The 25032-nt window shown below is 50.3% G+C and carries 29 protein-coding genes and 3 tRNA genes; 15 read left to right on the plus strand and 17 right to left on the minus strand.

Annotation, left to right across the window (positions count from 1 at the left end):
* The 7 genes from E7Z62_07935 to E7Z62_07965 all read right to left on the minus strand — a co-directional run.
* On the minus strand, positions 1–374 hold a 374-nt coding region (locus tag E7Z62_07935; protein ID MBE6523032.1), incomplete at its 3' end, for a hydrogenobyrinic acid a,c-diamide synthase (glutamine-hydrolyzing).
* A 1-nt stretch (position 375) separates the two neighbouring features.
* On the minus strand, positions 376–1446 hold the full coding sequence (locus tag E7Z62_07940) for a Ni-sirohydrochlorin a,c-diamide reductive cyclase catalytic subunit (GenBank protein MBE6523033.1): 1071 nt from the start codon (positions 1444–1446) through the stop codon (positions 376–378).
* Entirely contained in the window at positions 1443–2657 is a 1215-nt protein-coding gene (gene cfbE, locus E7Z62_07945; protein MBE6523034.1) for a coenzyme F430 synthase, read from the minus strand. The genes E7Z62_07940 and cfbE overlap by 4 nt, the downstream gene beginning before the upstream one ends.
* A complete protein-coding gene (locus tag E7Z62_07950; protein ID MBE6523035.1) occupies positions 2654–3439 on the minus strand; it encodes a cobalamin biosynthesis protein CbiX in 786 nt (261 codons plus the stop codon). Before E7Z62_07950 ends, cfbE begins: the two co-directional genes overlap by 4 nt.
* On the minus strand, positions 3432–4232 hold the full coding sequence (locus tag E7Z62_07955; protein ID MBE6523036.1) for a nitrogen fixation protein NifH: 801 nt from the start codon (positions 4230–4232) through the stop codon (positions 3432–3434). The genes E7Z62_07950 and E7Z62_07955 overlap by 8 nt, the downstream gene beginning before the upstream one ends.
* 59 nt (positions 4233–4291) lie before the next feature.
* The gene (locus E7Z62_07960) at positions 4292–5059 is read right to left on the minus strand and encodes a cobalamin biosynthesis protein CbiX (protein ID MBE6523037.1); all 768 of its coding nucleotides are present in this window, start codon (positions 5057–5059) and stop codon (positions 4292–4294) included.
* A gap of 197 nt (positions 5060–5256) precedes the next feature.
* Entirely contained in the window at positions 5257–6180 is a 924-nt protein-coding gene (locus tag E7Z62_07965; GenBank protein MBE6523038.1) for a hypothetical protein, read from the minus strand.
* A gap of 122 nt (positions 6181–6302) precedes the next feature.
* Between E7Z62_07965 and E7Z62_07970 the strand changes: the two genes are divergently transcribed.
* The 3 genes from E7Z62_07970 to E7Z62_07980 all read left to right on the plus strand — a co-directional run bounded on the left by E7Z62_07970 (position 6303) and on the right by E7Z62_07980 (position 7558).
* Positions 6303–6701 carry a hypothetical protein gene (locus tag E7Z62_07970; GenBank protein ID MBE6523039.1) on the plus strand — a complete coding sequence of 133 codons (399 nt, stop codon included), beginning with the start codon at positions 6303–6305 and terminating at the stop codon, positions 6699–6701.
* 52 nt (positions 6702–6753) lie between these two features.
* Positions 6754–7362, plus strand: coding sequence for a hypothetical protein (locus tag E7Z62_07975; GenBank protein MBE6523040.1), 609 nt, complete (start codon positions 6754–6756; stop codon positions 7360–7362).
* Between the two features lie 121 nt (positions 7363–7483).
* A tRNA-Arg gene (locus E7Z62_07980) sits at positions 7484–7558 on the plus strand.
* Positions 7559–8466: 908 nt separating this feature from the next.
* Here E7Z62_07980 and E7Z62_07985 read toward each other — a convergent pair.
* Genes E7Z62_07985 through E7Z62_08005 form a run of 5 tightly spaced genes read right to left on the minus strand, consistent with a single transcriptional unit; the run spans position 8467 to position 13159 of the window.
* Positions 8467–9831 carry a PFL family protein gene (locus E7Z62_07985; GenBank protein ID MBE6523041.1) on the minus strand — a complete coding sequence of 455 codons (1365 nt, stop codon included), beginning with the start codon at positions 9829–9831 and terminating at the stop codon, positions 8467–8469.
* A gap of 4 nt (positions 9832–9835) precedes the next feature.
* Complete coding sequence (locus E7Z62_07990) at positions 9836–10108, minus strand: ACT domain-containing protein (GenBank protein MBE6523042.1); 273 nt, start codon at positions 10106–10108, stop codon at positions 9836–9838.
* Position 10109: 1 nt separating this feature from the next.
* On the minus strand, positions 10110–11651 hold the full coding sequence (locus E7Z62_07995; protein MBE6523043.1) for a citramalate synthase: 1542 nt from the start codon (positions 11649–11651) through the stop codon (positions 10110–10112).
* Positions 11652–11664: 13 nt separating this feature from the next.
* Entirely contained in the window at positions 11665–12675 is a 1011-nt protein-coding gene (locus E7Z62_08000) for a homoserine dehydrogenase (protein ID MBE6523044.1), read from the minus strand.
* Positions 12668–13159 carry a homoserine dehydrogenase gene (locus E7Z62_08005; protein MBE6523045.1) on the minus strand — a complete coding sequence of 164 codons (492 nt, stop codon included), beginning with the start codon at positions 13157–13159 and terminating at the stop codon, positions 12668–12670. The genes E7Z62_08000 and E7Z62_08005 overlap by 8 nt, the downstream gene beginning before the upstream one ends.
* 70 nt (positions 13160–13229) lie before the next feature.
* Between E7Z62_08005 and E7Z62_08010 the strand changes: the two genes are divergently transcribed.
* Positions 13230–13784 carry a hypothetical protein gene (locus tag E7Z62_08010; protein MBE6523046.1) on the plus strand — a complete coding sequence of 185 codons (555 nt, stop codon included), beginning with the start codon at positions 13230–13232 and terminating at the stop codon, positions 13782–13784.
* 1 nt (position 13785) lies between these two features.
* Here E7Z62_08010 and E7Z62_08015 read toward each other — a convergent pair whose 3' ends face one another.
* Together E7Z62_08015 and E7Z62_08020 are read right to left on the minus strand one after the other, a co-directional pair.
* Complete coding sequence (locus tag E7Z62_08015) at positions 13786–14250, minus strand: hypothetical protein (GenBank protein ID MBE6523047.1); 465 nt, start codon at positions 14248–14250, stop codon at positions 13786–13788.
* A gap of 100 nt (positions 14251–14350) precedes the next feature.
* Positions 14351–14439 (minus strand) — tRNA-Ser (locus tag E7Z62_08020).
* A 92-nt stretch (positions 14440–14531) separates the two neighbouring features.
* Between E7Z62_08020 and E7Z62_08025 the strand changes: the two genes are divergently transcribed.
* Positions 14532–15317, plus strand: a complete 786-nt coding sequence (locus E7Z62_08025; GenBank protein ID MBE6523048.1) for an NAD+ synthase — start codon at positions 14532–14534, stop codon at positions 15315–15317.
* Between the two features lie 52 nt (positions 15318–15369).
* Positions 15370–15442 (plus strand) — tRNA-Glu (locus E7Z62_08030).
* Between the two features lie 180 nt (positions 15443–15622).
* Here the strand turns inward: E7Z62_08030 and E7Z62_08035 are convergent.
* Positions 15623–16528 (minus strand): site-specific integrase, encoded by a 906-nt coding sequence (locus E7Z62_08035; GenBank protein ID MBE6523049.1) that lies wholly within the window; start codon positions 16526–16528, stop codon positions 15623–15625.
* A gap of 281 nt (positions 16529–16809) precedes the next feature.
* Between E7Z62_08035 and E7Z62_08040 the strand changes: the two genes are divergently transcribed.
* A complete protein-coding gene (locus tag E7Z62_08040) occupies positions 16810–17148 on the plus strand; it encodes a hypothetical protein (GenBank protein ID MBE6523050.1) in 339 nt (112 codons plus the stop codon).
* Between the two features lie 180 nt (positions 17149–17328).
* Here the strand turns inward: E7Z62_08040 and E7Z62_08045 are convergent, their stop codons facing one another.
* Positions 17329–17925, minus strand: a complete 597-nt coding sequence (locus E7Z62_08045) for a hypothetical protein (GenBank protein ID MBE6523051.1) — start codon at positions 17923–17925, stop codon at positions 17329–17331.
* A gap of 314 nt (positions 17926–18239) precedes the next feature.
* Between E7Z62_08045 and E7Z62_08050 the strand changes: the two genes are divergently transcribed.
* The 8 genes from E7Z62_08050 to E7Z62_08085 all read left to right on the plus strand — a co-directional run bounded on the left by E7Z62_08050 (position 18240) and on the right by E7Z62_08085 (position 22484).
* Positions 18240–18566, plus strand: a complete 327-nt coding sequence (locus E7Z62_08050) for a hypothetical protein (protein MBE6523052.1) — start codon at positions 18240–18242, stop codon at positions 18564–18566.
* Positions 18566–18877, plus strand: a complete 312-nt coding sequence (locus E7Z62_08055) for a hypothetical protein (protein ID MBE6523053.1) — start codon at positions 18566–18568, stop codon at positions 18875–18877. Before E7Z62_08050 ends, E7Z62_08055 begins: the two co-directional genes overlap by 1 nt.
* Entirely contained in the window at positions 18878–19174 is a 297-nt protein-coding gene (locus E7Z62_08060) for a hypothetical protein (GenBank protein ID MBE6523054.1), read from the plus strand.
* Complete coding sequence (locus tag E7Z62_08065) at positions 19174–19893, plus strand: hypothetical protein (protein ID MBE6523055.1); 720 nt, start codon at positions 19174–19176, stop codon at positions 19891–19893. The genes E7Z62_08060 and E7Z62_08065 overlap by 1 nt, the downstream gene beginning before the upstream one ends.
* A gap of 38 nt (positions 19894–19931) precedes the next feature.
* Positions 19932–20186: a plasmid related protein gene (locus E7Z62_08070; GenBank protein ID MBE6523056.1), complete on the plus strand. Its 255-nt coding sequence runs from the start codon at positions 19932–19934 to the stop codon at positions 20184–20186.
* A gap of 41 nt (positions 20187–20227) precedes the next feature.
* Positions 20228–21142 carry a hypothetical protein gene (locus E7Z62_08075; protein ID MBE6523057.1) on the plus strand — a complete coding sequence of 305 codons (915 nt, stop codon included), beginning with the start codon at positions 20228–20230 and terminating at the stop codon, positions 21140–21142.
* Between the two features lie 90 nt (positions 21143–21232).
* Positions 21233–21643: a hypothetical protein gene (locus E7Z62_08080; GenBank protein ID MBE6523058.1), complete on the plus strand. Its 411-nt coding sequence runs from the start codon at positions 21233–21235 to the stop codon at positions 21641–21643.
* 358 nt (positions 21644–22001) lie between these two features.
* Complete coding sequence (locus E7Z62_08085) at positions 22002–22484, plus strand: hypothetical protein (GenBank protein MBE6523059.1); 483 nt, start codon at positions 22002–22004, stop codon at positions 22482–22484.
* Between the two features lie 40 nt (positions 22485–22524).
* Here the strand turns inward: E7Z62_08085 and E7Z62_08090 are convergent, their stop codons facing one another.
* Entirely contained in the window at positions 22525–25032 is a 2508-nt protein-coding gene (locus tag E7Z62_08090) for a hypothetical protein (protein MBE6523060.1), read from the minus strand.

The following is a 25032-nucleotide window of genomic DNA, read 5'->3' on the forward strand; positions in this document are numbered from 1 at the left end:
CGGGTGAGCGATCCAGAATCAACTACGAGCACGACCGGGAGATTCAGCAGCTTCGCCAGATAGGCTGTGGAACCGACGTCGGAATTCCCTGTGAATCCCTCGTACAGTCCGCGCACCCCTTCGACGACACAGACATCAGCATCCTCAGAGGCAAATCCTACGAGGTTGCGGATCTTGTTATCGTCCAGCAGGAAAGAATCCAGGTTCCTCGAAGGACGGCCGGTGGCAGCGCTGTGATACATCGGATCTATGAAATCAGGTCCTACCTTGAACCCCTGTACCTTGTAACGTTTAGACAGAAGGGACATTATGCCTGTGGTGATGGAAGTCTTGCCGACTCCGCTGCCGGTCCCCGCGATGACGAATCCCTTCAAGTCAGATCAGCTCCCTGAGGGTCTGTGCCGTCTCCAGTGTGATGATGCCTTTAGCACCCATCACCAATCCGTGGCTGCCGACTTCTCCTACGGCCGCGAAGCCTTGGTCCAGATAGTTGGAGAGCTCGCGGGGCTGGTCGGTGACCAGTATGCAATCCTCATCGAGTCCGGGGTAGGCATGGCAGATGCCCAGGATGACAGTCAGATCGGGAGAGAATTCCTTGACTGCCTCCTGCATCTCATCCCCTACTACAGCGTATTCGTCGAGTCCGCCGATCACGCGGTCCATCTTCACGCCCTTGGATTCCAGATCCCTCTGGATGTCGGTGCAGTATCCTCTGATCCTCGGCAGACCCTTCTCAGGGTCGATATTCGCTTCGAAATATGTGCTTCCACCCAGTTTCTTACGTGCCTCATCCACTGCAAGGAACATGTCGGCGAAGCGGTAGGCCAGTTCCTTCTTCGCTATCATGACGACCGCGACCCTTTTTCCTGCGGATAGGGCCTCCACGATCCTCCTGCAGACGGATAGCTTGGTGGGGCTTTCGGCGGGGGACAGGTAGGTCCTTCCGGCCATTCCCTTCTTCTTCTCAAGCTGGGTCGCTGCTTTGAGGAGTTTTGACTGGCGGTCGCATTCCTCCTGGGGTATGATGCCTGCGGCAGCTCCTGCCTTCAGGGCGCGTATGGCCCCTTCGGTGTTGTTGTCCATGCAGCCGTGGCAGTCGATTGCGAAGCAGTTGGTATCGCCCATATCGACCCTGCCGATGACAGCCTTGATGTCGTCACCAATGATAGTGCTGGCGCAAGTGCCTATGACGGCCATCGTCTTGGGTGAGAATCTCTCCTTGGCCTCGATCAAAGCTTTCTCCAGCGAGTCCCCTCCCCCGAAGATCAGGTCATTGTCCTTCATTGATGATGTGATAACACGGACACCCGCATTCTCGAGTGGTCTCGATGCCATGAACGAGCATCCTGCGGGACCGTGCATGACGATGACATCCACGTTCATGTCCCTGGCCGTGTACATGGCGGCAACTATGGGGTTGGGACGAGGATGGAACACATCGCTCATTGGTACCCTTCCTTGGTCATGCGCACTACGGTCTTCACCTCGTCCGGGATGTTAGGCTCCGTGCCGTCCCCGGGAGTGACTATCAGTTTCGCCCCGTACTTTCTGACGACTTCCTCGATGAGGTCGCGGTCCAGCTTGTCGCATACCTTCTTGGAAACGGGATCTATGATGACCAGTGCGCCATCCAGGATGTTCATCGCCTGAAGTGTCTTCAGTGTGCGTTCCACGGACATGTGCGAGATCCCTGGGTTGCGCTCCACTATGTATCTCACGCCACCCATATCGCGTATCTCGCCCCTTCCGGGAACGCCTTCGAAATCGGACAGTGCTTTCAGAACGACATCGGCAGGGATGTCCATGGCGTCGCATACCTCCAGGGCCATGTCCATGGCCTCGATGTACTGGAGGGCCAGATAGTTCCCTTTGAGTGAGAACTCGTGATCCCCTTTGTATCTGACCGAGACCTGTAACGGTTCTCCGAACACAGGGTCCCTCTCGACTGTGACCTTCTTCCCTGACAGCCTCAGGGGTTTGCCGTATGCGGACCAGATGTCCTTCTCGGATTCGAGAACGATGTTAGTCCCTTCAGAGAGGATATCCTTCTTGGCCTCTCTTGCATGGCGGCTCTTCTTCGCTATGCCGTAGTCCTCCAGAAGGTTGGTGATACATGCGATGTCCGCCTTTGCCGATCCTCCGAGAGACACTTCGCATACCATGACGTCGTAATCGCCCTCAGGCAGGTCGAGGAGGTACGGCGGCGCGATGCTCTTCAGTTCATCGATCCGATGTCCTTCTTTGGTGAACGGGCCTGAGCCTCTTGAGGATCTGAGATACACCTTCTTGCCGGCATTGGCCAGGATGTGCGCGATAAGATAGCAGGTACTGGTCTTCCCTTTTACTCCCGTGACCTCTATCCTGAACCTTTTGTCCTTCATGAAGCGGTTTACAGCCTGCGAATACCATATCCTATCATCGTAGGTTACATTCTCAAGGAATATGTCTGGACAATGACACGGCATCGAGACCAGGTCGTAGTGTCCTGGTGTCGGATTGCCGATGCACACTTCGGCCCCAATCTCTCTCAGATGTTCAAGCATCTCCGGAGGCGCGATCTTGTAAACATCGGCCACTGTGACCTCGTTGCCCTCATTCTTGAAGAGCGGTGCGAGCACCTGCCCCCCATGTGTCATGTCCAATAACAGTACTTTCATTCGCCCAAATACTCCCTTGCTTTTTGATCGAGCACATCCAGCAGACGCGGGTTCGATTCCACCGGGCGTGCGTAGTAAACGTTGATCTTCCTTCCGTTGACGGTTATGTCTCCGCCTTCGCTGTATGGAGGTATCCCTATCTTCTCGGGGATGTCCTTTCCCATGTGTATCCCCATCGCTATGAAGAGGGGGATGGCGATGATCCTGTCCACACCTTCCTTCTCCAGTCTATCCAGCGCGTCGGGGATGGTGGGGTCGCAGTATTCGTTGAACGCATAGCCGACGTGCTTGTATCCTCTTGCGGCGACCCTCTCCGCATTCATCTTGATCGTACGCATGTTGGAGAGCGCTTTGAACCTGGTCCCGTGACCTAGGATAAGGATTCCGCAGTCCATGTTCCCGTTGGCATCGGCGATCTTGTCGCATATGATGTCCGTAAGTGTGAAGCTTGTGTCGAACGCGGAGGCTATCGAGATGGTGACCTCCTTTCCTTTGACCAAAGCCTTTCCGGAACTGGATGTCCCCAGTCCAAGTTTCTCTGGGATCAGTTCCTTCGTCAGGGTCCCTTCTGAGATGTAGTATGGTATGGCGACTATCTCGTCCACACCCTCGTCGACCATTTGTTCCAATGCTTCTGGGATGGATGGGGAATTCACTCTGAAATATGCTTTTCCCACGTGTTCCCAGCCCCTGCATTTGAGTCTGTTCACCTGAACGTCAAGAATCTCGGTGAGATTTCCGTTCCTGGTCCCGTATCCTACGATTAGTATCCCTTTATTCACAACCGTCACATCCTGTGCAGTCTTCCAGTTTCAGTCCTCCGGAAATGTCTTCCGAACGAGAGTACACTGTTTTGGCCAACTGGCGGTATAGTCCAGCCATCTCCGAGTCGGGTTCTCCCGAGATGACTGTCGTATCGCGCTTCTCACAGGTCTGGACTGTCGGTGATCTCGGAAGTCTGAAGATGACTTCCGAATCTATGTTCCTGGCCGCTTCAGAGATGAGGTCGTCTTCGTTCTCAACTCCCCTCGAATTCTGAATCAATCCTCCGAAACGGGCATATCCGTCACGGCGGAAATCGTTGACCGCTGTGGCGATGTTGTTAGCAGCATAAAGAGACATGCGTTCCCCCGATGTTACAACGAATACGTCGCGGGCATAGCCGTTGCGGATGGGCATCGCGAATCCGCCGCATACGACATCGCCTAGGACATCATAGATGATAACATCTGGTTTGTAAACGGCCATCGCATCGAGACGGTCCAATTCCTGGAATGCGGCGATGATCCCTCTTCCGGCGCATCCGGTTCCGGGTCTGGGCCCTCCGCATTCAACACAGAGCACCCCGTGGGAACCTATGTGGACCATATCCTCCAGAGTGCGATCGCTCTTGTCGCGCATGGTGTTAAGCACAGTCTCTATGGGGCCTCCGGTCAGCATGCTCGTGGAATCAGCTTTCGGATCGCAACCGATCTGCATGACGGTAAGACCGGACTCGGCCAGGGCATCTGAGATGTTGGAAGATGTGGTGGATTTACCTATTCCGCCTTTACCATAGATGGCAATTCTGCGCATGGTTACCGAACAGTCTCTCATCTATTATTTTCTGCTGTATTCCAAGACCTTATCTGGAATCAACCTGACAGATATTCTGCGGCTCTCATGTCAAGGTAATCGGTCAGACGGTTGTCAGCTTCCACGGGACGTCCGTAGTAGACATTGATCTTCCTTCCGTTGATTGTGATGTCCCCGCCTTCGCTGTACGAGGGGATTCCGATCTGTTCGGGGATCTCGTCGCCCAGATGCAGTCCCATCGCTATGAACAAAGGCAAGGCGATGATCCTTTCCACACCCTCCTTCTCCAGTTCGTCGAGGGTGTCCTTGATGGTGGGCTCGCAGAATTCGTTGAATGTGTACTTGGTGTGAATGTATCCCATACTCTTGAGCCTCTCCGCGTTCTGCTTGATGACGCGCATATTGGCCAGGGAATCGTATCTGGTCCCGTGCCCGATGATCATGATGCCGCAGTCTGTATCTCCGCCGGCATCGGCGATCTTATCGCAGAGGATGTCAGTAAGGACCATGTTCATGCCGAAGGCGGGTGCCATGCAGATGGTGACATCTTTTCCTTTCACCTTGATGTCCGCCATATCAGAGTCCATTTTCAGTTTTTCAGGGATGAGCTGTTTTGTGAGTGTTCCTTCGGCGATATAATAGGGTATAATGACAACATTGTCAACTCCGGCATCGACCAATCTCTCCAATGCCTCTGGTATCGTGGGTGAGCTGACCCTGAAATAACCTATCTCGACGTTTTCCCAACCTCTGCATCTGAGCCTTCTGGCCTGCGTCTGGAGAATTTCTTCGAGATTGCCTTTTCTTGTACCGTACCCTGCGATTATGATTCCATTGGTCATTTGCTTTACACCTATGCTTCTGGTCGATGGCCATAATAATATTAAAACAATCGTCAAAAGTGTTACTTATTATGCTAAAATATTTTAGAAATAATACTAGGCTGAAATGATTTGAAAAGTGTAGGGGCAAGAGCCCCTTTTAGGAAGAAATCTCAGTCAAACACGGAAGTGAGATACTGAAGTTAGCAACATATACGATCTGACATTCCAGCCGATGATCGTATGTCAGACCTATGGATGATTGCGTAGTCCTCATCCACGGCATAGGATCTGTTGTAGAATGCCCTGAGATCCTTCTCCTTTCCCATAGTGAATATCCTTCCATCCGATTCCAGATTGCTGAATATCCTTTCAAGCAGATTGATGCGGATCTTCAGGATCCTCGACATACTCCTGATATTGCCGCTCCCGTATGAACGCAGGTAGCTGAGCACAGTCTCCGTCTCTTCAGGGATTGTTTTGTCCGCATTGTCCAAGGACGGCAGCTGGATGCAGAAGCTGTCAGTATCGCTCGCGATCACAGGCATGAGCCCTGTGGTGAGATAGCACCCTCTGATCAGTTCCAATCCAGTCCCTTCCAGTCTCACCAATCCCAAGCTCTTCATGAGAAGGGCGGTCTTCGTATTCCTGGGGCATGTGCTGACGATGACGTCAAAATTATCTTTCTCGATGAACCCTCCGGGAGACCTTATCGTAAGGCCTTCGTCCCTGAAGTCTATGACTATGTCACGCTCCAAAGAAGCATCGAAATGAATGACAGCATTGGCCAGTGCCTCCTCCACTGCCACACTGGGTAGACGTTTGTACTTGCTGGCCCTTCCGTACAGTTTTACAAAGGGTGTGGAATCCTTGAGTAGCTCTGCGCATTCCATCTCCTGCATGATCAAGGGTCCGAAGTATTCCTTCTCCTCCTTGTCCGTTCTCAGGATGAGATGCCATGGGCATTGATCAGCCAAAGTGAGGGCGAAGTTGTTGTAGACCTTCGGTCTGGCGTACACGCCGTCAGGGAGTGAACTCTGTCCACCTCTCTTCACGGCGAATTCGCGGTATGTTTTGAAAGTCATCTTCTGTCTCTCTGCTGGCCTGTCCTCGTAATGTTGTGACATAGGATTAATCATCCAAGTGAGGTATATGAACTATCGTTGAAGGTTTAACAAAGTTAGAATTAATGAAGAACTCTGTCAAGTGATAAATACTATCCAGAACCATCCATGATGCGGTGAATCTCATGGTAGCTTTACCGAAAGAAGTAATCGACCTGATCAACGCAAAGGAGGCAACAAAGCTCCTCGTGACCGTATCATCCGAGGGACAGCCTCACGCTATCGTATGCGGAAGCATCTTCGCGACACCTGACGGAAAGGCAGGGGTCGGGGAGATCCTCATGAAGAGGGCTTCAAAGAACCTCAAGGACACCGGAAAGGCGGCATTGTCCGTCGCAGCAGGACCTAAGGCATACGAGCTCATCCTCAAGAACCCCGCACGTGCGGACAGCGGACCTGTCTTCGACGACATGAAAGCGAAGATGGCGGCTCTGAACCTTCCGTGCTTTGCAGTTTGGACCTTTGATGTAGCAGAAGTCTGGGATGAGAGTGCCGGACCTTCCGCAGGAACAAAGGTCTGCTGATCATCAACGGCCCCTAGGGGCCTTTTTATCCAAGTACTGTTATCAACGATCCATGTCATTTCTTGAAGAGTATCTGCCTTCGTGGTTCTTCGAGTATCTGTCACCCATAGTCCTTCTCATAGGCGGGGCGCTGGCGCTGATCATCGTCGCCCTCTATCTGAAGGATAAGGATTCCATCAAGTACAAGTCGATGGTCTTCCTGGGGATGCTGTTCGGTGTGGCCATCGTAGCATTGGCAGTTCTGGAGGGATTCCATGCCCAGACATATACGCTCATACTGATTGCCGCCGGAGCATTCGCTCTCATAATCAGGCCATTCCGTGACCTCCATATCGCGGTGATCATTGGACTGTTCGTCATGGCTATTGTTTACATCGCATTGGGCGGTTTGAACGGTACCGAGGTAGCGGGAATAGATCTGTCTGTTCTTGCGACCGGTTGGCCCAGATTCATCATCGCATTCATAGCTGGAGCCATCGTGTTCGGATTGCTCAGGTTCGCAGAGGCGATAGTCAAGCTCGCAGGAGCGATCCTCAACCTTTGGCCCGTGCTGTTGATACTGGGAGTCCTGTGTATCGCAGAGGCATTCTGTCAGATGTTGGGATATGGCTCGGTCATCGATTACATTAGGGATTTGCCCTGGCCTAAGGTCAATCCATGATGGCGAAATGAGGTCATCAGAGGGTAATCAGTGTGTCATTCAGACCTATCCAGAGGTCAGACTGTCAGTAGAAAAGAGGGCAACAACCTTTAAATGATAGTAGCCGATGGAGGGGAAGAGTGGGCTCGTGGCTTAGCCAGGATATAGCGCTGGCCTTCTAAGCCAGACGCCTCGGGTTCGAATCCCGACGGGCCCGCCTGGATGCATCACCTAATGATGACAAATCCAAGGAAGGATCAATATGAAGAGAGGCTCACGCGCCTGGAAGAAACGCGGTAACCAGCGTTGGAAATGGCGTAAAAAGAAAATGAGAAGAAGAAAGAAAGAAGCGAAGATGCGTAAGCAGTGATTTGCATTTGCATCACTCTCCAGGGGGTATAGGCTAACCTGGCAGACTGGCGGGCTCCAGTTATTGAGCGTGATTGTAAATGGGTTTGCTGACAGTTGATGATTAACTGGAGCGATGACTCATTGATTCCGCGGGAGGTAGCTCCTCCCGTAGTGGAAACCCGCTGACGGGGGTTCAAATCCCTCTGCCCCCACTCACGCATCTTCGATGCTTCTTCTTTGGCACCTGCGGGTGCCGATTAACCTTCTTCCCGATTATCGGTTTTTATTGAATTGTTTGTGTTCTGAAGGTTCTACTCTTGTTCTATGGTCTATACCCATACCCCCCAAGGGTATAATTTTATACTACCATGACAATAGAGTTTCACACAAGAGTGTGGTATCCATGATAGGTGAAGCATTAGGTCTGTTAGGGGTTATGACTGCAGCTGTAGTTGTCCTCCCGATACAAGTCGCAGTCCTGATCTATAGGCGCTATCATAGCAGGAAAGATCAGAGGTCGATCGGAGGAAACGAAGCTGTTTTATGCAGCAGATGTCAAGCTGAGAAGAGGATTCATTGACTTAGTCCAGCAACTGAAACTATTAGCGCATAATAGTTAAGAGTGGGATTAAATAGGATAAATCTTTTAGGATTACTTAAACCCGCCATCCAATGGGTTTGGCTTTCTCAAAAGGAAGGCAGAAAATCTTTAGGGGGCGGCTGGGCGAATGACCTGTAAACATGCGCCCCGATAAGCCGCCCCTGTTTGTATTCTCAATTCTTGAAACTGTGTATCGGTGCAGGGATCCTTCCGCCGCGGTTCACGAAATCTTCGCATCCAAATTTGTTGACAGGCATGATCTTCGCCTCTCCGAGAAGTCCTCCGAACTGTGCGAAGTCGCCGACATCCTTTCCGATGACGGGGATGAGCCTCACAGCGGTGGTCTTCTGATTGACCATTCCAATGGCCATCTCATCGGCTATGATTCCTGCTATGGTCGTAGCACTGGTGTTCCCGGGTATGGCGATCATATCGAGACCAACCGAGCAGACGCATGTCATGGCCTCCAGTTTCTCGAGAGTAAGGGCACCGACCTCTGCGGCTTCCGCCATCGCTTTATCCTCGGTCACAGGGATGAATGCGCCTGAGAGTCCTCCGACATAGGATGATGCCATGACCCCTCCTTTCTTGACCTGATCGTTGAGGATGGCAAGCGCCGCGGTTGTGCCTGGCGCTCCTGCGCGTTCTAGACCCATCTCGTGCATGATGTCAGCGATACTGTCGCCGACCGCAGGCGTGGGTGCTAGGGAAAGATCGACGATGCCGAAAGGCACACCGAGCCTCTTGGAAGCTTCCTTGGCGAACAGCTGTCCGACCCTTGTGACCTTGAATGCCGTCTTCTTGATAGTCTCGCAAAGGGTTTCAAAATCCTCACCATGAATCTTCTCAAGTTCATGCTTGACTACGCCCGGGCCGCTTACACCGACATTGATCACCCTGTCAGCCTCTGTGACTCCGTGGAACGCTCCGGCCATGAAGGGATTGTCGTCTGGCGGGTTGCAGAAGACCACGAGCTTGGCGCATCCAAGGGAATCGTTCTCCTTCGTGGCCTCAGCGGTCTTCAGGATTATGTCCCCCATCAGTCTGACGGCATCCATGTTGATGCCGGTTCTGGTGGATCCAAGGCTTATGGACGAGCAGACGCGCTCGGTCGACGCCAGCGCCTGCGGGATGGACTCGATGAGCATCCTGTCGCTCTTCGTCATCCCCTTTTGGACCAATGCCGAGTATCCTCCGATGAAGTTGACTCCGACAGTCTTGGCCGCTTCGTCGAGGGTCTTAGCGATCTGCACGAAGTCCTCCGGGCTCTTGCATGCGGCACCACCTATAAGCGCTGCCGGTGTTATCGATATCCTCTTGTTGATGACAGGTACGCCGTATTCGCTCCCTATCTCGTCGCCCACTCTCACAAGGTCCTTGGCGGACTCGGTGATCTTGTCGTAGATCTTCTTGCACAGTGAATCAAGATCGGGATCGATGCAGTCCAGCAGACTGATGCCCATGGTGATCGTCCTGACGTCGAGATTCTCGTGGGAGACCATGTTGACGGTCTCGAACGCCTCGCTGAGCTCTACCATGTTCTCAGATCCTGTGCATCATGTCGAAGATCTCTTCGTGCTGTGCCTTGATTATACACTCGACCTTTGCACCTACCTCTTCCAATCCGGAGTTGAGGTCTGCCACCGATCCCTTGTAAAGGTCGGTATCCACGATCATCATCATGTTGATGTATCCCTGGGAAGTGGTCTGTTTCAGGTCCAGGATGTTTATGTTGTTCTCGGCGAAGAAGTTGCAGACGGTAGCAATGATTCCTACCTTGTCCTTCCCTACCAGTGTCACGATCGTCTTGCTCATTTCATTCACCAATCATCAGTTTGTATTCAATCGCATCTATCAGCGCTATCAGACTGGCCTCTACCACGTTCTCTGATACACCTACTGTGGTCCAGCTGCTCTTCCCGTCCGTGGATCTGATCAATACGCGGACCCCTGAGGCCGTTGCATTCTTGGCATCGAGTGTACGTACCTTGTAATCTGTCAGCTTCATGTCGTTGATCTCGGGGAAGAATTTCTTGAGAGATTTCCTCAATGCCTTGTCAAGAGCGTTGACCGGACCGTTCCCGTCAGCTGCGGTCTGCTCCAGATCTCCTGCGGAATTCAGAACCTTCACGCTGGCTTCGGTGTCCATGTCCCCGAGACGGTTGTCAATCATGATCTTGAAGCTCTTCACCGTGAACTTGGGTTCTATCTCCCCTCTCAGTCTTTTGACCAGGAGTTCGAAGCTCGCATCCGCTCCTTCGAACTGATATCCCTTGGATTCCATCTCCTTGATCTTGCGGGTGATGTCCGGAGTGTCGTCTCCGCATTCCAGGCCGAGCTCTTTCAGCTTCTCTACGATGCTGGCCCTGCCAGCCATCTCCGATACGAGGATCTTCCTGGAGTTGCCTACCAACGAAGGGTCGATATGTTCGTAGGTGTGGGGGTCCCTCGTCATCGCCGAAATGTGTATTCCGCCCTTGTGCGTGAACGCGGCCTCACCAACATAAGGCATGTTGGGGTACGGGCTGAAATTGACCAGCTCCCCGACGGACCTGCTAAGCGATGTGAGATTCCTGAGGTCGATATCCGTGGTCTCGAACCCTGTCTTGTAGACAAGGCTGGGCAGAACGGTGCAAAGGTTGGCGTTGCCACATCTCTCCCCGAGACCGTTCACGGTACACTGGACCATCTGGCATCCATTCTCGACGGCCATGATGGAATTGGCCGTGGCCATGTCCGCATCGTTATGTGCATGGATTCCGAGGGGGACATCCACGGATAGGAGCGCCTCCTCTACTGCTTCAGCGACTTCGGACGGGAGCGAACCTCCGTTGGTATCGCAAAGGACGAGCCATTCCGCCCCTCCCGCTTCTGCGGCCTTGAGGACGTTCAGGGCGTACTTCCTGTTCGCCCTGTATCCGTCAAAGAAGTGCTCTGCATCGAATATCACGTGCTTTCCAGATTCTACCAGGAACCTGACGCTGTCCTGGACAAGGTCCAGGTTCTCATCCAGGCCTATTCCCATGGCCTCTTCGACCTGGAAATCCCATGCCTTCCCGAAGATGCAGCACCACTCGGTGCCGCACCCGACGAGAGCGTTCAGATTGGGATCGTCAGCGGGATCGACATCATTCTTCCTGGTGCTGCCGAAGGCGACGAGCTTCGTCTTCTTCAGTTCCAACTGGCTTGCTTTCTTGAAGAATTCGTCATCGGTCGGATTCGACCCGGGCCAACCGCCTTCCACGAAATCCACGCCGAAACCATCTAGTGCCTGTAACACATCGAGCTTGTCCTCTGAAGAGAACAGAATGCCCTCCGTCTGGGCACCATCGCGCAGCGTGGTGTCGTAAATGACGATCCTGCCTGTCAACTCAGTCACCGATTCTCTCGTCCATGATGTCGATGATATCGCTGAGGATCGCCGATGCGGTCTCGGGACCTCCTGCGCCGACTCCGGAGACGGTGATGGGTCCGGCGTATTCCGTGATTATCTCCGCGGTGTTCAGTGTACCGGGGAGACTTAGGGGGTGTCCGCGCGGGATGAGCCTGGGAGCGACCTCCAGCTTAGTGGCTGAGACCTCTCCGATGAGCCTGATGACCATTCCGTTGTTCTGCGCAAGGGCCACAGCATCCGAGTTGATGCTGGTGATTCCGGTGATATCCACATCGCTGAAGGTAGCGTTCCTTCCGAAGATGGAGTTAGCGAGAATGACGACCTTGCATGCGCTGTCGTATCCCTCAACGTCGTTGGTGGGATCGGTCTCGGCATAGCCCTGCTGCTGCGCCTCCTTGAGCGCCTGCTCAAAGGGCTGTCCGCTGTCCATCTTGGTCAGGATGTAGTTGCAGGTACCGTTGAAGATACCTCTGATGGATTTGATATCCTGTCCGGCCAGATCGTATTTGTTGAGATTGATGATGGGCATCGCTCCGCCGACGGTCCCCTCGAAGAGAAGATAGCGGCCGTGCTCATCGGCCAAGGTGGTGAGTTCCTTGTACTTGAGTGCTAAGGGGCCCTTGTTCGCGGTGACGACATCCTTGCCGTTCTTGAGGGCGTACCTGATGTTCTCCAGACCTACGCCTCCAGTCTTGATGTCCGTGGGGGTGACCTCGATGAGTATATCGAAATCGACGGAGTCCAGAGCCTCTTTGATGTCGGTGTATTTCTTGTCTCCGACGCAGCCAGTCTTCTTCTTTGCCTCGATTATGGCATCCGCATCCAGTCCTTTTGGGTCGACGATGTATGTTTTGGAATCCAATGCTCCGACGACCGTGAGGGTCTCCCCGTAGCGCTTGGAGAAGAACTCCTGCTTCGCCTTGATGACCTTGGCGACGCTCTGTCCGATGGTTCCGAATCCGCAGATGAACGCTTTCATCTCATACACCTCTCACATAGGTAACATTGGCCTTCTTGCATTCTCTTCTCAGGATCGCGTCGATCTTGTCGAGGTTGTCCTCGTAGCGTGCCTTCACAGTGATCAGACTGGTGTGGCTCGCGGTCCTGATCGATTTGGACGAATAGCTGACGTTCACCTCGTCCAGGGTGGTGGCCTCGTTGATCTTCTTCAGGAGGCCCTCGATGTACTGTGCGTTGACGTCGCCTATCAGGATGTAATCCATGGTATAGGTCTCGTGGACCGAACCCAGACTGGAGATAACGATGTCCCTGGCCTTCCAAAGTTCCTTGAGACGTTCCAGCTGTCTGTCGCCTACCTCGAATGTGACGTTCACGCATATCCTGTGGTCCACTATCCTGTCGCGGTTGTGCACAACCCCGAGGATGTTTCCGTCCACCATGGATATGGGCTCTATGGAGCCTATCAGCTGACCGGGTAAGTCGTTGACGAAAAGTTCGGCATTAACTATCATTTTTGCACCAATTGAACGGCCTACTGCTATTCCCCTTAATAAAGGATACTTGTGCGCATGTTAAAGGTGTATGAATGGAACGTTCCTTTATGGTCTCTGGGCAGTCAGGAATAGGTGTTTTTATCATGATGTCCTTCCGAAACCCGATATCTTGGAGACCGTGGTCGCGAACGGAGAGATCTGTCTTCCCTGTCCTGAGGGGTTCAGGGCATTGGGGGAAGCGGAATTGGACGCCCTATACTTGGACAATAACCATGACAGGGTAGGGATCTCCGACAAGGAGAGGCATATCACTGTATGTCTGTTCTGGCACAGGTCGAATCCGATACTCTCCAAATTGGCTAATGCGAAGGATGTCTGCGTGTCGACGGAGAAGAGGCTCAGGAACAGGATGTCGAAGCACGGTTATGTTTTCGACAAGTTCTTTGAAAGGAGCGTCTGCGGTCAGGAGGGGCGGGGATTCCGCCATACCTATGTTCTGCAGGACATCGATTACACTTCTGAGATCATCGTTTTCAAGAAGGGGAACGTCTGCTACACCCTTTACACATACGCGAGGACGGAGAATATGGAAGGGTGCCGCCCTATTTTGGACGGCATTGTTGATTCTATGGCTTTCCTCTGAATCAATAGTAGTTGGTCACGAACAATCCTAGGTCGACCTTCTCTCCGGATTTCGGAGTGAACGAGTAGTAGGCCGAAGTCGAATCGATCTTCACCGGATTTTCCGAAGATGTCGGTCCGAACATCACAACGCATTTGTAAGTGGTTTCGGAGAAGGTATCATGTTTCGGGACCATGACGCTGTCCTTATCGATGGTGATGTCGCCTGAAGGATTGTTGGCGACGACGATGATTATGGCATCTTTCGTCGGAACTTTGAATGTTCCTCCATTATCTAACAAAGTCCTCTCGGAAGAGCCCTTCTGACTGAGATACAGGCTGATCACGTTTGTGGACATGTTGCCGACAAACTCGAGTTCAGTTTCATTGTCGTCGATTATAGGGTTATCGTTGTTGTTATCGATCATGAATGCAGCTGCACCGATAATGACGGCGACGACGGCTATGACGAACATGGGCAAATTCATGTTATCGAAAAGAAAAAGGACCAGCCAGATAATAATGGTTATTCGGCGGCAACAGACGTAATCATGACATCAGGATCATAATTCGGCTGTAAAAGGTGAATGGCGCCGAGAGGGAGATTTGAACTCCCGAGGGCAAAGGCGCCCACGAGCTTTCCAGGCTCGCGCCTTACCGGGCTGGGCCATCTCGGCGTGCAATGAGGGGGAACTTATGACGTTATAAAAGGCTTTTTGTGGCCTCCCTGACCAAGACGTTATATGGCCACCATGCGATTCCGTGGACGATGTCGGAAGTGGCCATCCCAAAGATCACACAGGACGATGTAAGCAATCTCGAGAAATTCATCAAGGACACAGTCGCCAAGGCGAATGCCAAAGGAGTGGTGATAGGACTGAGCGGAGGAATAGATTCCGCTGTTGTCACGAAGCTTTGCGCGGATGCGCTGGGCCCGAAGAATGTTCTCAACGTCTTCATGCCTTCCAGGGTGACCCCTGCCGAGGATTACAAGACTACTTCTGAATTGGCCTCAATGTGGGGAACGGAGTTCAGGGTAGTCGATGTCGGCCCCGCCGTCGATGCTCTGGCAGCGGTCCTGCTCTCCGATGCGGAGACCCCTCTGGAGAGAGGCAACATATCTGCGAGATGCAGGATGATAGTGCTATACAATCTTGCGAAGAAGAGGCAGTATCTGGTCGTCGGAACATCCAATCAGAGCGAGATCATGATGGGATACTTTACCAAATTCGGGGACGGAGCATGCGACGTCACCCTTCTTGCCAACATGTACAAGACCGAGGTCAGGCAGATCGCCAAGCTCATAGGAGTTCCTCAGCCGATCATCGATAAGCCTCCGTCCGCTGGACTGTGGGAGGGTCAGACCGATGAGTCCGAGATGGGGATCAAGTACGATGACCTCGACAGGATATTGTATGATATGGAGCAGGACAGGACCGATTCGCAGATCGCTGCGGATACAGGCCTGCCCAAGGAACAGGTTTCTGACATACGCAGACAGGTAAGCCTGATGGAGCACAAGAGATTGCCAGCAATCCGCCCTCCAGAATTCTGATATGAGGTAATCAGATATCTTTATCTACTACCTCTCTATGTTGTGGAATGTTGCTCCTGTGGTGTAGCGGCCAATCATGAAGCCCTCTCGAGGCTTCAACACGGGTTCGAATCCCGTCGGGAGCACTACTTTTGTCCTACCCAGACATTGATTTCACGCTCCCAAACGGATTCGCCACCTTTCCCGGAAACTTAGCACACACGTCCCAAACGGGAGCACTACTTCGCTTCCTAGCCGGAAAAATCCGAAATTCAAGGGTTTTAACTGGTTTCCATCGATTCTCTCTGCTTTTCCTTACCCGATTATCACCACTTGCCCTGCACGTTCCTGATCACTTCGCTCTGGCGTTTTTCGCAATAATAGAGCTCTGTGGTACGGGTGGTCTTGTGTCCCATGAGCTTCGAGATGTCCTCGAGTTCCGCATGGTTGTCCTTGTAATGCTGCCCGAATGCCCTGCGGCAATCCCTCAGTTCGAACTTCTGTCCGATGTCCCTCTCGACGTAGGTCTTGAGCTTCCTGATGGTATTGGCGCTGAGCACGTCATGGTCGCCGTACATGTTGCAGAACAGCGCCGGGACGTCCTCGGGGAGCATATCGTGCTTGATGAGGAAGATGTTCCTCGCCTTGAGATAGTTCTTCACAAGATCTTGGATGACCTCGGGGATGGGGACCTCCCTAGACCTGCCCCAGGTATTCTCCGCCTTGACATGCCTGTAGTTGATCGTCCATCCGTTGAAGTCGATGTCGCTGACCTCCGCCAGACGCAGCTCCTTGTTCCTTGCTCCGGTACAGATGTACAGGAGGACCATGGTATAGGGTCTGAGGGCCTGATAGTCCTTGGGATCTATCTCCTTGGCCCTTGCCAGGATCTTCCTGTAGCTCTCGTCGGAGAGGGGTTCGAGCCTCTCGTCGACCTCCACCGGCTTGAGGCCGATGTTGGCTCCGAGGCAGTTCTGGACGCAGGTGTTCCTGCAGAACGTGCAGAGCTGTTTCATGGCCGAAATATCATGATTGACATCCGATGCGCTCACTCCCTTCCCCTTGCGGAAGATGATCAGTTCCTTGATGTCCTGCTCCGTCATCTTGGACGGGGACATCGTGGAGACCTTGCCATCATCCTTGAGGTTGAGGAGATCGCGCTCTATCCTTCTGAATCTACGTTCCAAATTCTTTGTCGTTACTTCACCGATACAGCCGCGTCTCGCTTCCATGAACTCAGCGACCTTTTCCTTGAACGGGTTGACTGACGTATTGATTCCTCCGTACTTTCACGCGACTGCTGCAAGGGAACTCCGTGAAGCGAACCCGATACACAATCGCTGATTTTACGAAAGTTTCCATACTATTTAATCTATTTCGCAAATTATGCGAAAGAAGGGAAAAGACGTCCGAATATCTCGCTCCCAGCAGGGAGCAAACCCTCTGAATTAAATATGTGGTTCCGCATAGTATGTGCATAAAGTACGAGAGTACATTATGCGGAGGTGAAGGCATGGAAAAAGAGCAGTTCATAGACCTGCTGGGTCGCAAATGCGCCATCGAGGTGATAATAGGTGTAAAGGCGAATCCCGGGTGCAGCAAGAACGATATCATACAGAGGGAGAAGGCCTCCAGCCGCACCAGGACGGTGAGGATCGAGGAGCTAATAGCCTGCGGAATAATCGATCCGGACGATAAGGCTAGGCAACATGGGACGATCAAGCTGTACCTATCGCCGGCGGGACAGGAGATCGCCAGCCATCTCGAGAGGACAATAGAGTTAGCTGATTCATTGCCACCGCTACCCGAAGAGGGAGAAATAATAATCAAAACCAAGAAGAAGAATACCTGAGTACCAACTCAAAGCCATCCCACAGGTAAGTCGTGAATTCTAGAATCACAAGGAAAAGATTGAGATTTGATAATCGAACAGAACATCCTCAAAGTAACGGAGCATTTCTGAAATCTGATGGCATATAGTGTACAATAAACGATTCAACAACACCCGCCCATATCTGTGGACAGCTCGAGATCAATACTTTTTACGAGCTTTAGCCAAAGCCTTTCTAGCTTTAGGACTTGGTGTAATGTACATATCAACAGAATGCGATCTGTATTGGACCATGTTAATAGTAGTCAAATTATGCTGGATCACGTCTTCAAATATATTGTTACCACGATAGTAATAGATGATTTTGATCGAATGATTCTTCGGCTCTAACAACACATCCGTTATCCCGTTAAGAAGATGCTTTTTGAAACCAGCAACCTTTGTATCAATGCGTATACCAGTACTCAAAGTCTTTTTAGTGCTGAAGGTTTCATACACGTCATAATTAACTTTGGTGGAAGTCTTAGTACTTACTTCGAATTCACCCTCTCCGCCTTCAGCTACAAGATTATCATCAAAAAGGATGTCGACATAATCTGCGGAATCTTCCTCCCGACGTGGATACAATGGACCAGACCCATCACACTTAGCATCATATGTTTCCGATGTATACTCTACTTCAAGGGTAACATTAAGGATATATGAGAAATCCAATCCTACTTCAGACGAATAATCCGTACTCTTCAACGCCTTTTTAATTTCTTGTTTTGACTTTTGAGGCGGGATCTTAGGTGGCATCAAACAAGCAAATGCTTGATATTCATATTAATATTGTCAAGTGCAATCAAGTGGATTCGTTTCAGAATAATATGAACACACAAATTAGAATAAATAATCTGAACATGCCATCTTTAGATCACATAGTTATTCGTAATCAAGAATAAAACGAAACAAAACAAGGACTTTAAAGGACTCACTCTGTGACTTGCTCTTCACCCTTCTTCCATATCTTGCCCCGTGAAATTGTTCTTTTCGCCTATCTTCGAAAATCACATTATCACGGGTCTTCGGGCAGGTCATCCGGGTTTCGAGCAAGCCCAGAGATGAGTCGAATGATCTATGAGAAAAAGGATCAGGAAAACAAGATAAACGACTTAAGAAACGATTTGAGAAATGATTACAGGATCCTCGTCGGCGAGATCGTCATCGAGAAGCTGAACGTGGAGGACCTGTACGAGATCCTCCGCTACGGATGGGACAAGGACGATCTGCAGAAGATGCTTGATGAGCAGGATTATGCAGGGATCGGAATCGTAGCCGCATGGATTAGGGAATGCGGAAACGGATGCCACGGATTCATGGTCGAGGACGATCCTTACGTGTACCCGCTCGACGAGGACGGAAACTACGCAGAGGGAGCATTCGGGAGGTGCTGCTGATGCAGATGACTAGAGCGGAACAGGTAATGGAGGTCCTGATGAGGCACATCGGGGACAGGAACGAATACGAAAGACCTTTCGAGACCACCCAGGACGGACTGGGAGAAGCGATCGGCATCACGAGAGGACACGTGTCCATCGTCGTCAAGAAGCTCCAGGAAAGGAACATGGTGACCTACGATTCATGCTGGGCACCTAAGAATGACAGGAGACCGAGATTCAAGCAGAGATGCTACAGGATCCTTCCCAAAGGCATCGAGCACATGAAGGAGCTTTCGAAGAGGGAAAGCGAGAACAGGGAGGTGATGTGAATGGAGGATTGGCAGCTGGCCGTGCTGAACAGCGAGAACATCAGGGTGGAACAGGACCAGTACACCGGGTACAGGCTCGTGATCAGGAAGACCGAGAAGAAGAACAGGATGTCGATACCTACCATCGTGGCGGTCATCAGGAAATCCAAAAGGAAACCGGTGATTATGTGTCCCGACAATCCCTTCAGGGGGATGTTCGCGGACAGGAAGGATGTCCTGGATGTTCTGATGAGCACTCCGGAGTACGAGGAATACGCCGTGTGGATGGCTGAAGCAAAAATGAATGGGGTGATCTGATGGGGAACCGTGCTGTCGTCACCACGGAGGATAACTTCGAGAACAACTCCGGACTCGGATTGTACATGCATTGGAACGGAGGGCGCTCCAGCGTCGAAGCCTTCCTGGAGTACTGCAAGCTGAGGTCCTTCAGACCTCCGGAGAAGGACGATTACGGATGGGCTAGACTCTGCCAGGTGGTAGCGAACTTCATGGGTGCCGACGGATGCTCCGTGGGCATCGATGACATCGGCAGTCTAGACAAGGACAACGGCGACAACGGAACGTATCTGATGAAGGACTGGGAGGTGACTGGAAGAAGATTCTTCGATGGCATCGAACAGAACGATTACGATAGAATGGAGTTCCTGGAATATTTGGACGGTACACAGCCGATAGGCCAACAACTGGGATCCGAGATGATATCATGTCTGAGATATCACGGAAAACAGATCGGGGACATCTCATGGAACTACGCCTACGAGATGCAGAAGAGGAAGGAGGAAGGTATTACCCTATCCGGATTCAAGACCGGTTCATACTATATCTGCGATGCAGGAAGACCGGATTCGATATTCCGTGTGATCGACAAACCGTACATGAGCGCCAGGATCGAGATCGACGATGAAGAGATGGTGGTGCCCAGATTCATATGGAAAGATGGGATCGAGACCGTTCTTATCAGAGATGAGAACGGTAGGGAAAGAGCTGTGGATTCGACGAAGGAGATGAGATCGTGAGCCTGTTCGAACCCGGGATGATTGTAATGACCTCAGCCATAGAAGTTATCACCAACGCTTCAAAGGAATCTTACGACATAGTTGAAGGATGTCTTGACAAGCATCTCCAGGGGAACTGGGGGGATCTGTGCGATGACGACAAGAAGATGAACGACGATGCGCTGGAACAGGAACGTAACGGTCTGCCTACGGACAGATTGTTCAGCATGTACAGCACGGATGTCGGAGTGATCTATGTCATCACCGAATACGACAGGTCGGTTACCACGATCCTGACGCCGGAGGACTATTGAACCCGAGAGGGCCGAAAGGCCCTCTCCAAAGAGGTGATGATATGGTAGCAGTAAAACAGCTGACGATGTTCTCCTTCGACGACATACCCGTATCCGACGAACCTGTATGGTTGGAGGATTACGAAGGGGGTCACAAGACCATCTATAGGATGGATGCCGAAGCTTTGGTGGAGGATCTGAACAAGATGCCTTCCGGGAAGGGATCATGGCTGAGATGCCTGGAAGTGGACCATTCCCGTACATACGAATCACAATTCAAGGATTGGGATGCATTCATATGGCATCAGAGAGGAATAGGTGTGAAGAAGATGGTGAGATGCAACGGGGATGTCATGGATTGCATGGATCCCCATCCATACAAGTGGCATTATCTCGACGGAAAACAGATCCGTGAATGGAACTACGAGCCTTTGAGAGAGGCTTGGATAGAAGACTATACATTGCATGTCAAACTCAATTCCGGAGAGTTCCTGGCAGAGATATTGCCGAACAACATGATTGAGAAATACGATTTGCACCCCTACAGGCCGGACTACGATCTAGAGCATTTCGCTATTGAATGCTACAAGCATAGGCTCCCGAAGGAAATGATGTCTTGGAGAGGACATTACATGTACGGTACACCGTGTCTGAGGCCCTTTGTCAGGAATATCTCTGAGGAGGATGCCAAGAGGATAGACCTCATGGGCAACATACCGGGATCGTTGATCCGCAACGAGGAATTCGATCAGATATGCGAATGCGCAGAGAGGATCGGGATCCAATTGAAGCTGACTTACGATGTTCCACCTTTGAGAAATGTGGCGATGTTTCCGGCCGAAGAGAGTTGCGGCACATGCCTAAGGAGGAGATTGTCCAACAAGGATAGAGAATCAGAGTGTTGGAGGAACAAAGGTACTCAATGCTGTTGCAGCGAATACATTTGGGATAGAAAGACATCAGGAAGGAAGACATAAGGGACATCAAGAAACTAACCTGATTATCAGTGAAAAGAAAGGGGAACTATTTCGATATGGTTATAAGACCTGTAGACGGTCATACGCATCATGGAGGAGAATATGAGTGAACAAGAAGTGATTAAGTTGATCCCATCGATATATGAGGGTGGATCAACATACTATCCGGAATTTACGCCGGATCTTTACAAGTTGCTTAAGGTAGAGTTTCCAGAAATAAAGGTAGAACTAAGTGAAGATATACCGACAATAAGCATCCATGATGCAGATGTGATATTGCCTCTATTGGAGATCGGAAGCAGCATAATAACAAATATAGGTGCAGGAATGCTTGCAAATTTTCTTACCGAATATCTCCGGTCGAAGACGAGAAAGGGAGAAGAGGGAACGACTGTTTGTGAGTTAAGAATCAAAGTCGATGGAGACGACAAGGAAATACAATACAAAGGTCCGGTAAGTGGACTTAGTAAATTGGATGAGATGTTATCGGAGTTGAAATGACGCCCATATATGATCAATACGATCTCGAAGCAATTATAGAATGCTCGGATATGTGTACGTGTTTAACTCATATCAGAACGCTACCAGAAGCGGTAAAAGCCAATCACATCGATCAAGCGAGATCAAAGATCGAAAAGATCGGCACAACAATGAAGCGTATAAAGGATACAGAATCAAACGAGAATGTTAAGAATGAAGCATATCTGTTCGAGGTATATTCGAGAACTTGGAGCGCCTATATCGACTTCTGGCTTAGTTTTAAGCAAAGAGAATATGACGAGTCTGGATCCATTTGCAACAGGCAATAGAAAAATGTGATCTATTGTGGAGACATCTTAAGAACATCGATGATTTAAGATTGAAAGAATTCATGACACATTTGAAGATGTGGGAGTTGATGTATCCATACAAAGTTTTTGCAAGTCCGAAATACATAGTACACAAGAAGGAATGCTCAATTTGCGGTAGAGATTGGAGAGATGCGAAATGTATGCATATCCCAGGACGCATCTATGGCGGAGAACTTATGAACTACAAGGTCAAAGAAAACGAGATGCTTGAAATCTCTGTAGTAGAGAATCCAGAGGATAAGAAGTTACTTATTAAGCCAGAGACTGGTTATGAACCAGGATTCTTTAGAGACTTAGACGCAATTCAGAGATACAATAATAAGCCGTTACAAAAGTTAGAGGTATACGGAGAATTTAGAGAAGGGGCTGCGACTAAATCACTGGTCTTGAACGGACAGAGGATGTATCTGTATGATATGACATTAATTGGGTTCAGACAGCTGCATGTTCAATGGTATGCAGAATCGATAGATCTAAGACCACAGATATGATGAAAGAAGTGATCTAGAGAGGGGACGACCCCTCTGGAGATCATAGATCATTCAAATATTGTATCATGGTGTTGGCAGAGATAGAGCCTTCAGCCTTACGATTATCATCCTCGAACACCATAAAGTAACTGAACGTATGGCCGTCCTTGGAAGCGGATGTAGCGCGGTTGGCCCATTCTCTGCCGAGCTTTATCTTCAGCTTGGTATCCGGATTATCCAGATGACTGCCTTTGGTCTCTATCATCACGATGTTACCTTTCTTGGTCTTCACGACGAAATCAGGATAGTGATTAATGAAACCGTTTATGCAGAACTCGTTCTGGCCTCTTTCGACGATCCTATGCCACCATAGGACCGATTCACAAGACATGATGCGGGTCAGCATGGTCTGTTCGAAACCGCTGACCCTGTTCTCATACTCATATAGCGACTTATCCATGAATTGCGGAATACTCTGACCGTTCCTGGGATCTATACGTTCAGGGAACACATAAGAGTCTTTAGTCCCATCCAGGTTACAGAAGATGGACTGTTTGCTCAACAATTCATTGAATTTCTCTTCACGATATTTTTTGAGTTCGGCATCGATCTTCTTCTTGAGTTCGGATATGACCTGATTGATATATTTCGTGTAAAGGATCAATGTATCGCGGGGTTTGGAAGCAAAGTTCTGAAGATAGATTTTGAGCTGGGGGTCTTTGACATTGTTCATCGGAGACAGGGATTTGAAGATGTCTTCAACCAGACGTTTCGACAATTGGTCATCCGATAACTTATCCGGAGCGACAACAGACAGTACCGAATCCCTTTCTTTCTCCTGAAGAGTGGTGAAAGCGAGAACATCCGGGTTATCCTTACGGGAATCCAACTTGCCCATATTATCATCGACGAATGTCTCTCCGATATCGGTATTGCATCTGACAGAGACATCGAAACCGTTACCCAGACCTTCCGGATATATACGTGCACTGTATTTTTCCAGAGGTGTTTCATTGGTATACATAAGATAGGGGATGCGGGTGGAGAGAGCATCCTCTCTGAAATTATCCTTTATCGATACTCTACGGTCGGTCATGAGATTCGGGACCTCCTCTGATTCATGCTGTTTCGGTTCTTCATTACGCTCACTCATCCTTTTACGGATGTCATCAGCCATCGCATCAGGACTAACTGACGATACTGGATCATTATGGAAAGGATCCCTCATATCTGCCAGATCAACGGAATCCAATTGATCGTCAAATGAATCTTTGTTCCCATTACCGGGAACACTGTAATGGATCGGTGGCGATACGTTATCGATCAGTTCTTCACCGACATCGAAATACATCTGCCTGTCTGCAACGGTACGATAGTCCTTCCTGCTGAAACCCGAATCCATGAGTCCTTTAGCAACACTGTTCATCGTTTCTTGGAAGGAATCTCTGGAAGAGAACACATACGATGCATTCAGACTCTCGTCATTGAACCTTTTGGCACCGGGCTGCCTCAGGATACGCCCTATGATCTGTTCGACCTCGATCTTAGAATTACCTGCAGCGAGTGTACAGAGGATATAGGCGAACGGGCAATCCCAGCCTTCGCGAAGGGCGTTGACGGTGATGATATATCTGATGTTGCAATCCGGACTAAGAAGATCCACATTCTTCAGTTCATCCTTACCGCTGAGTTTCAACGCGATATGTTCTTCGGGAATATTGGCACTGAGCAGTTTCTTGCGTATGCGTTCGAAAGTAACGGAATCATCGTCATTTTTAGGTTCAGCCTGAATTAGAGCAATTGGACGAACGTAGCGCCCGGAGATCCTTTGTTCGGCAATAGCGTTTTCTTCCAGTTTCTCACGATACAGGATCGTACTTGTAAGAACGTCCCTAAGACCCTGACGGCCGAAGAGGAAGACTGGAATTTTGACCATGTTCTCTTCTTTGAGTGCCGAGGCAGATACGAATGATATGACATTGCTCTCAGGTTTAGGAGTGGCAGTCAGTTCTAAGATGAATGAAGGGTCCAGATCTCTGAGGGCCCTCCGAGACAACTCCGATAATGCGTTATGACTCTCGTCCAATACTACGACAGGATTATAGCCGGATAGGACATCAGAAAGAGAAGGTCCATCTTGAAAATCGTCATTATCAAGATTCCAATGACCGAAAGACATCAGATTCGAATTGGAACGATACATCCTCCTTCCATCCTTGGTGTTCGAACGAACAGCTGCATAGCTTATGACACAGAGCGAAAGCTGATCTCTGATGGTCTGTGGATTGAAACCCTGGCCTTGCAACAGCTCTTCGTAATCATAGAAACAGACATTCCCATTGAAATCTATATCTAAACGTTGCCTGTATGGATGATCAGGATTCATGAAAGCAGCACGAGTCTGCTGATAGATGGCTGAATTTGGAACCATCCAAATAACAATCTTATTTTTAATAGGGAAACGATCGAATATTTCCTTGATCGAAGCGCAAGCAATGAATGTCTTACCTCCACCTGTTGGAACTTTAATACAGACATCAGGAGCTTTAGGATCTAAACCATGATAAAT

It is taken from the genome of Thermoplasmata archaeon, from assembly GCA_015063285.1.
Taxonomy (GTDB): Archaea; Thermoplasmatota; Thermoplasmata; order Methanomassiliicoccales; family Methanomethylophilaceae; genus Methanoprimaticola.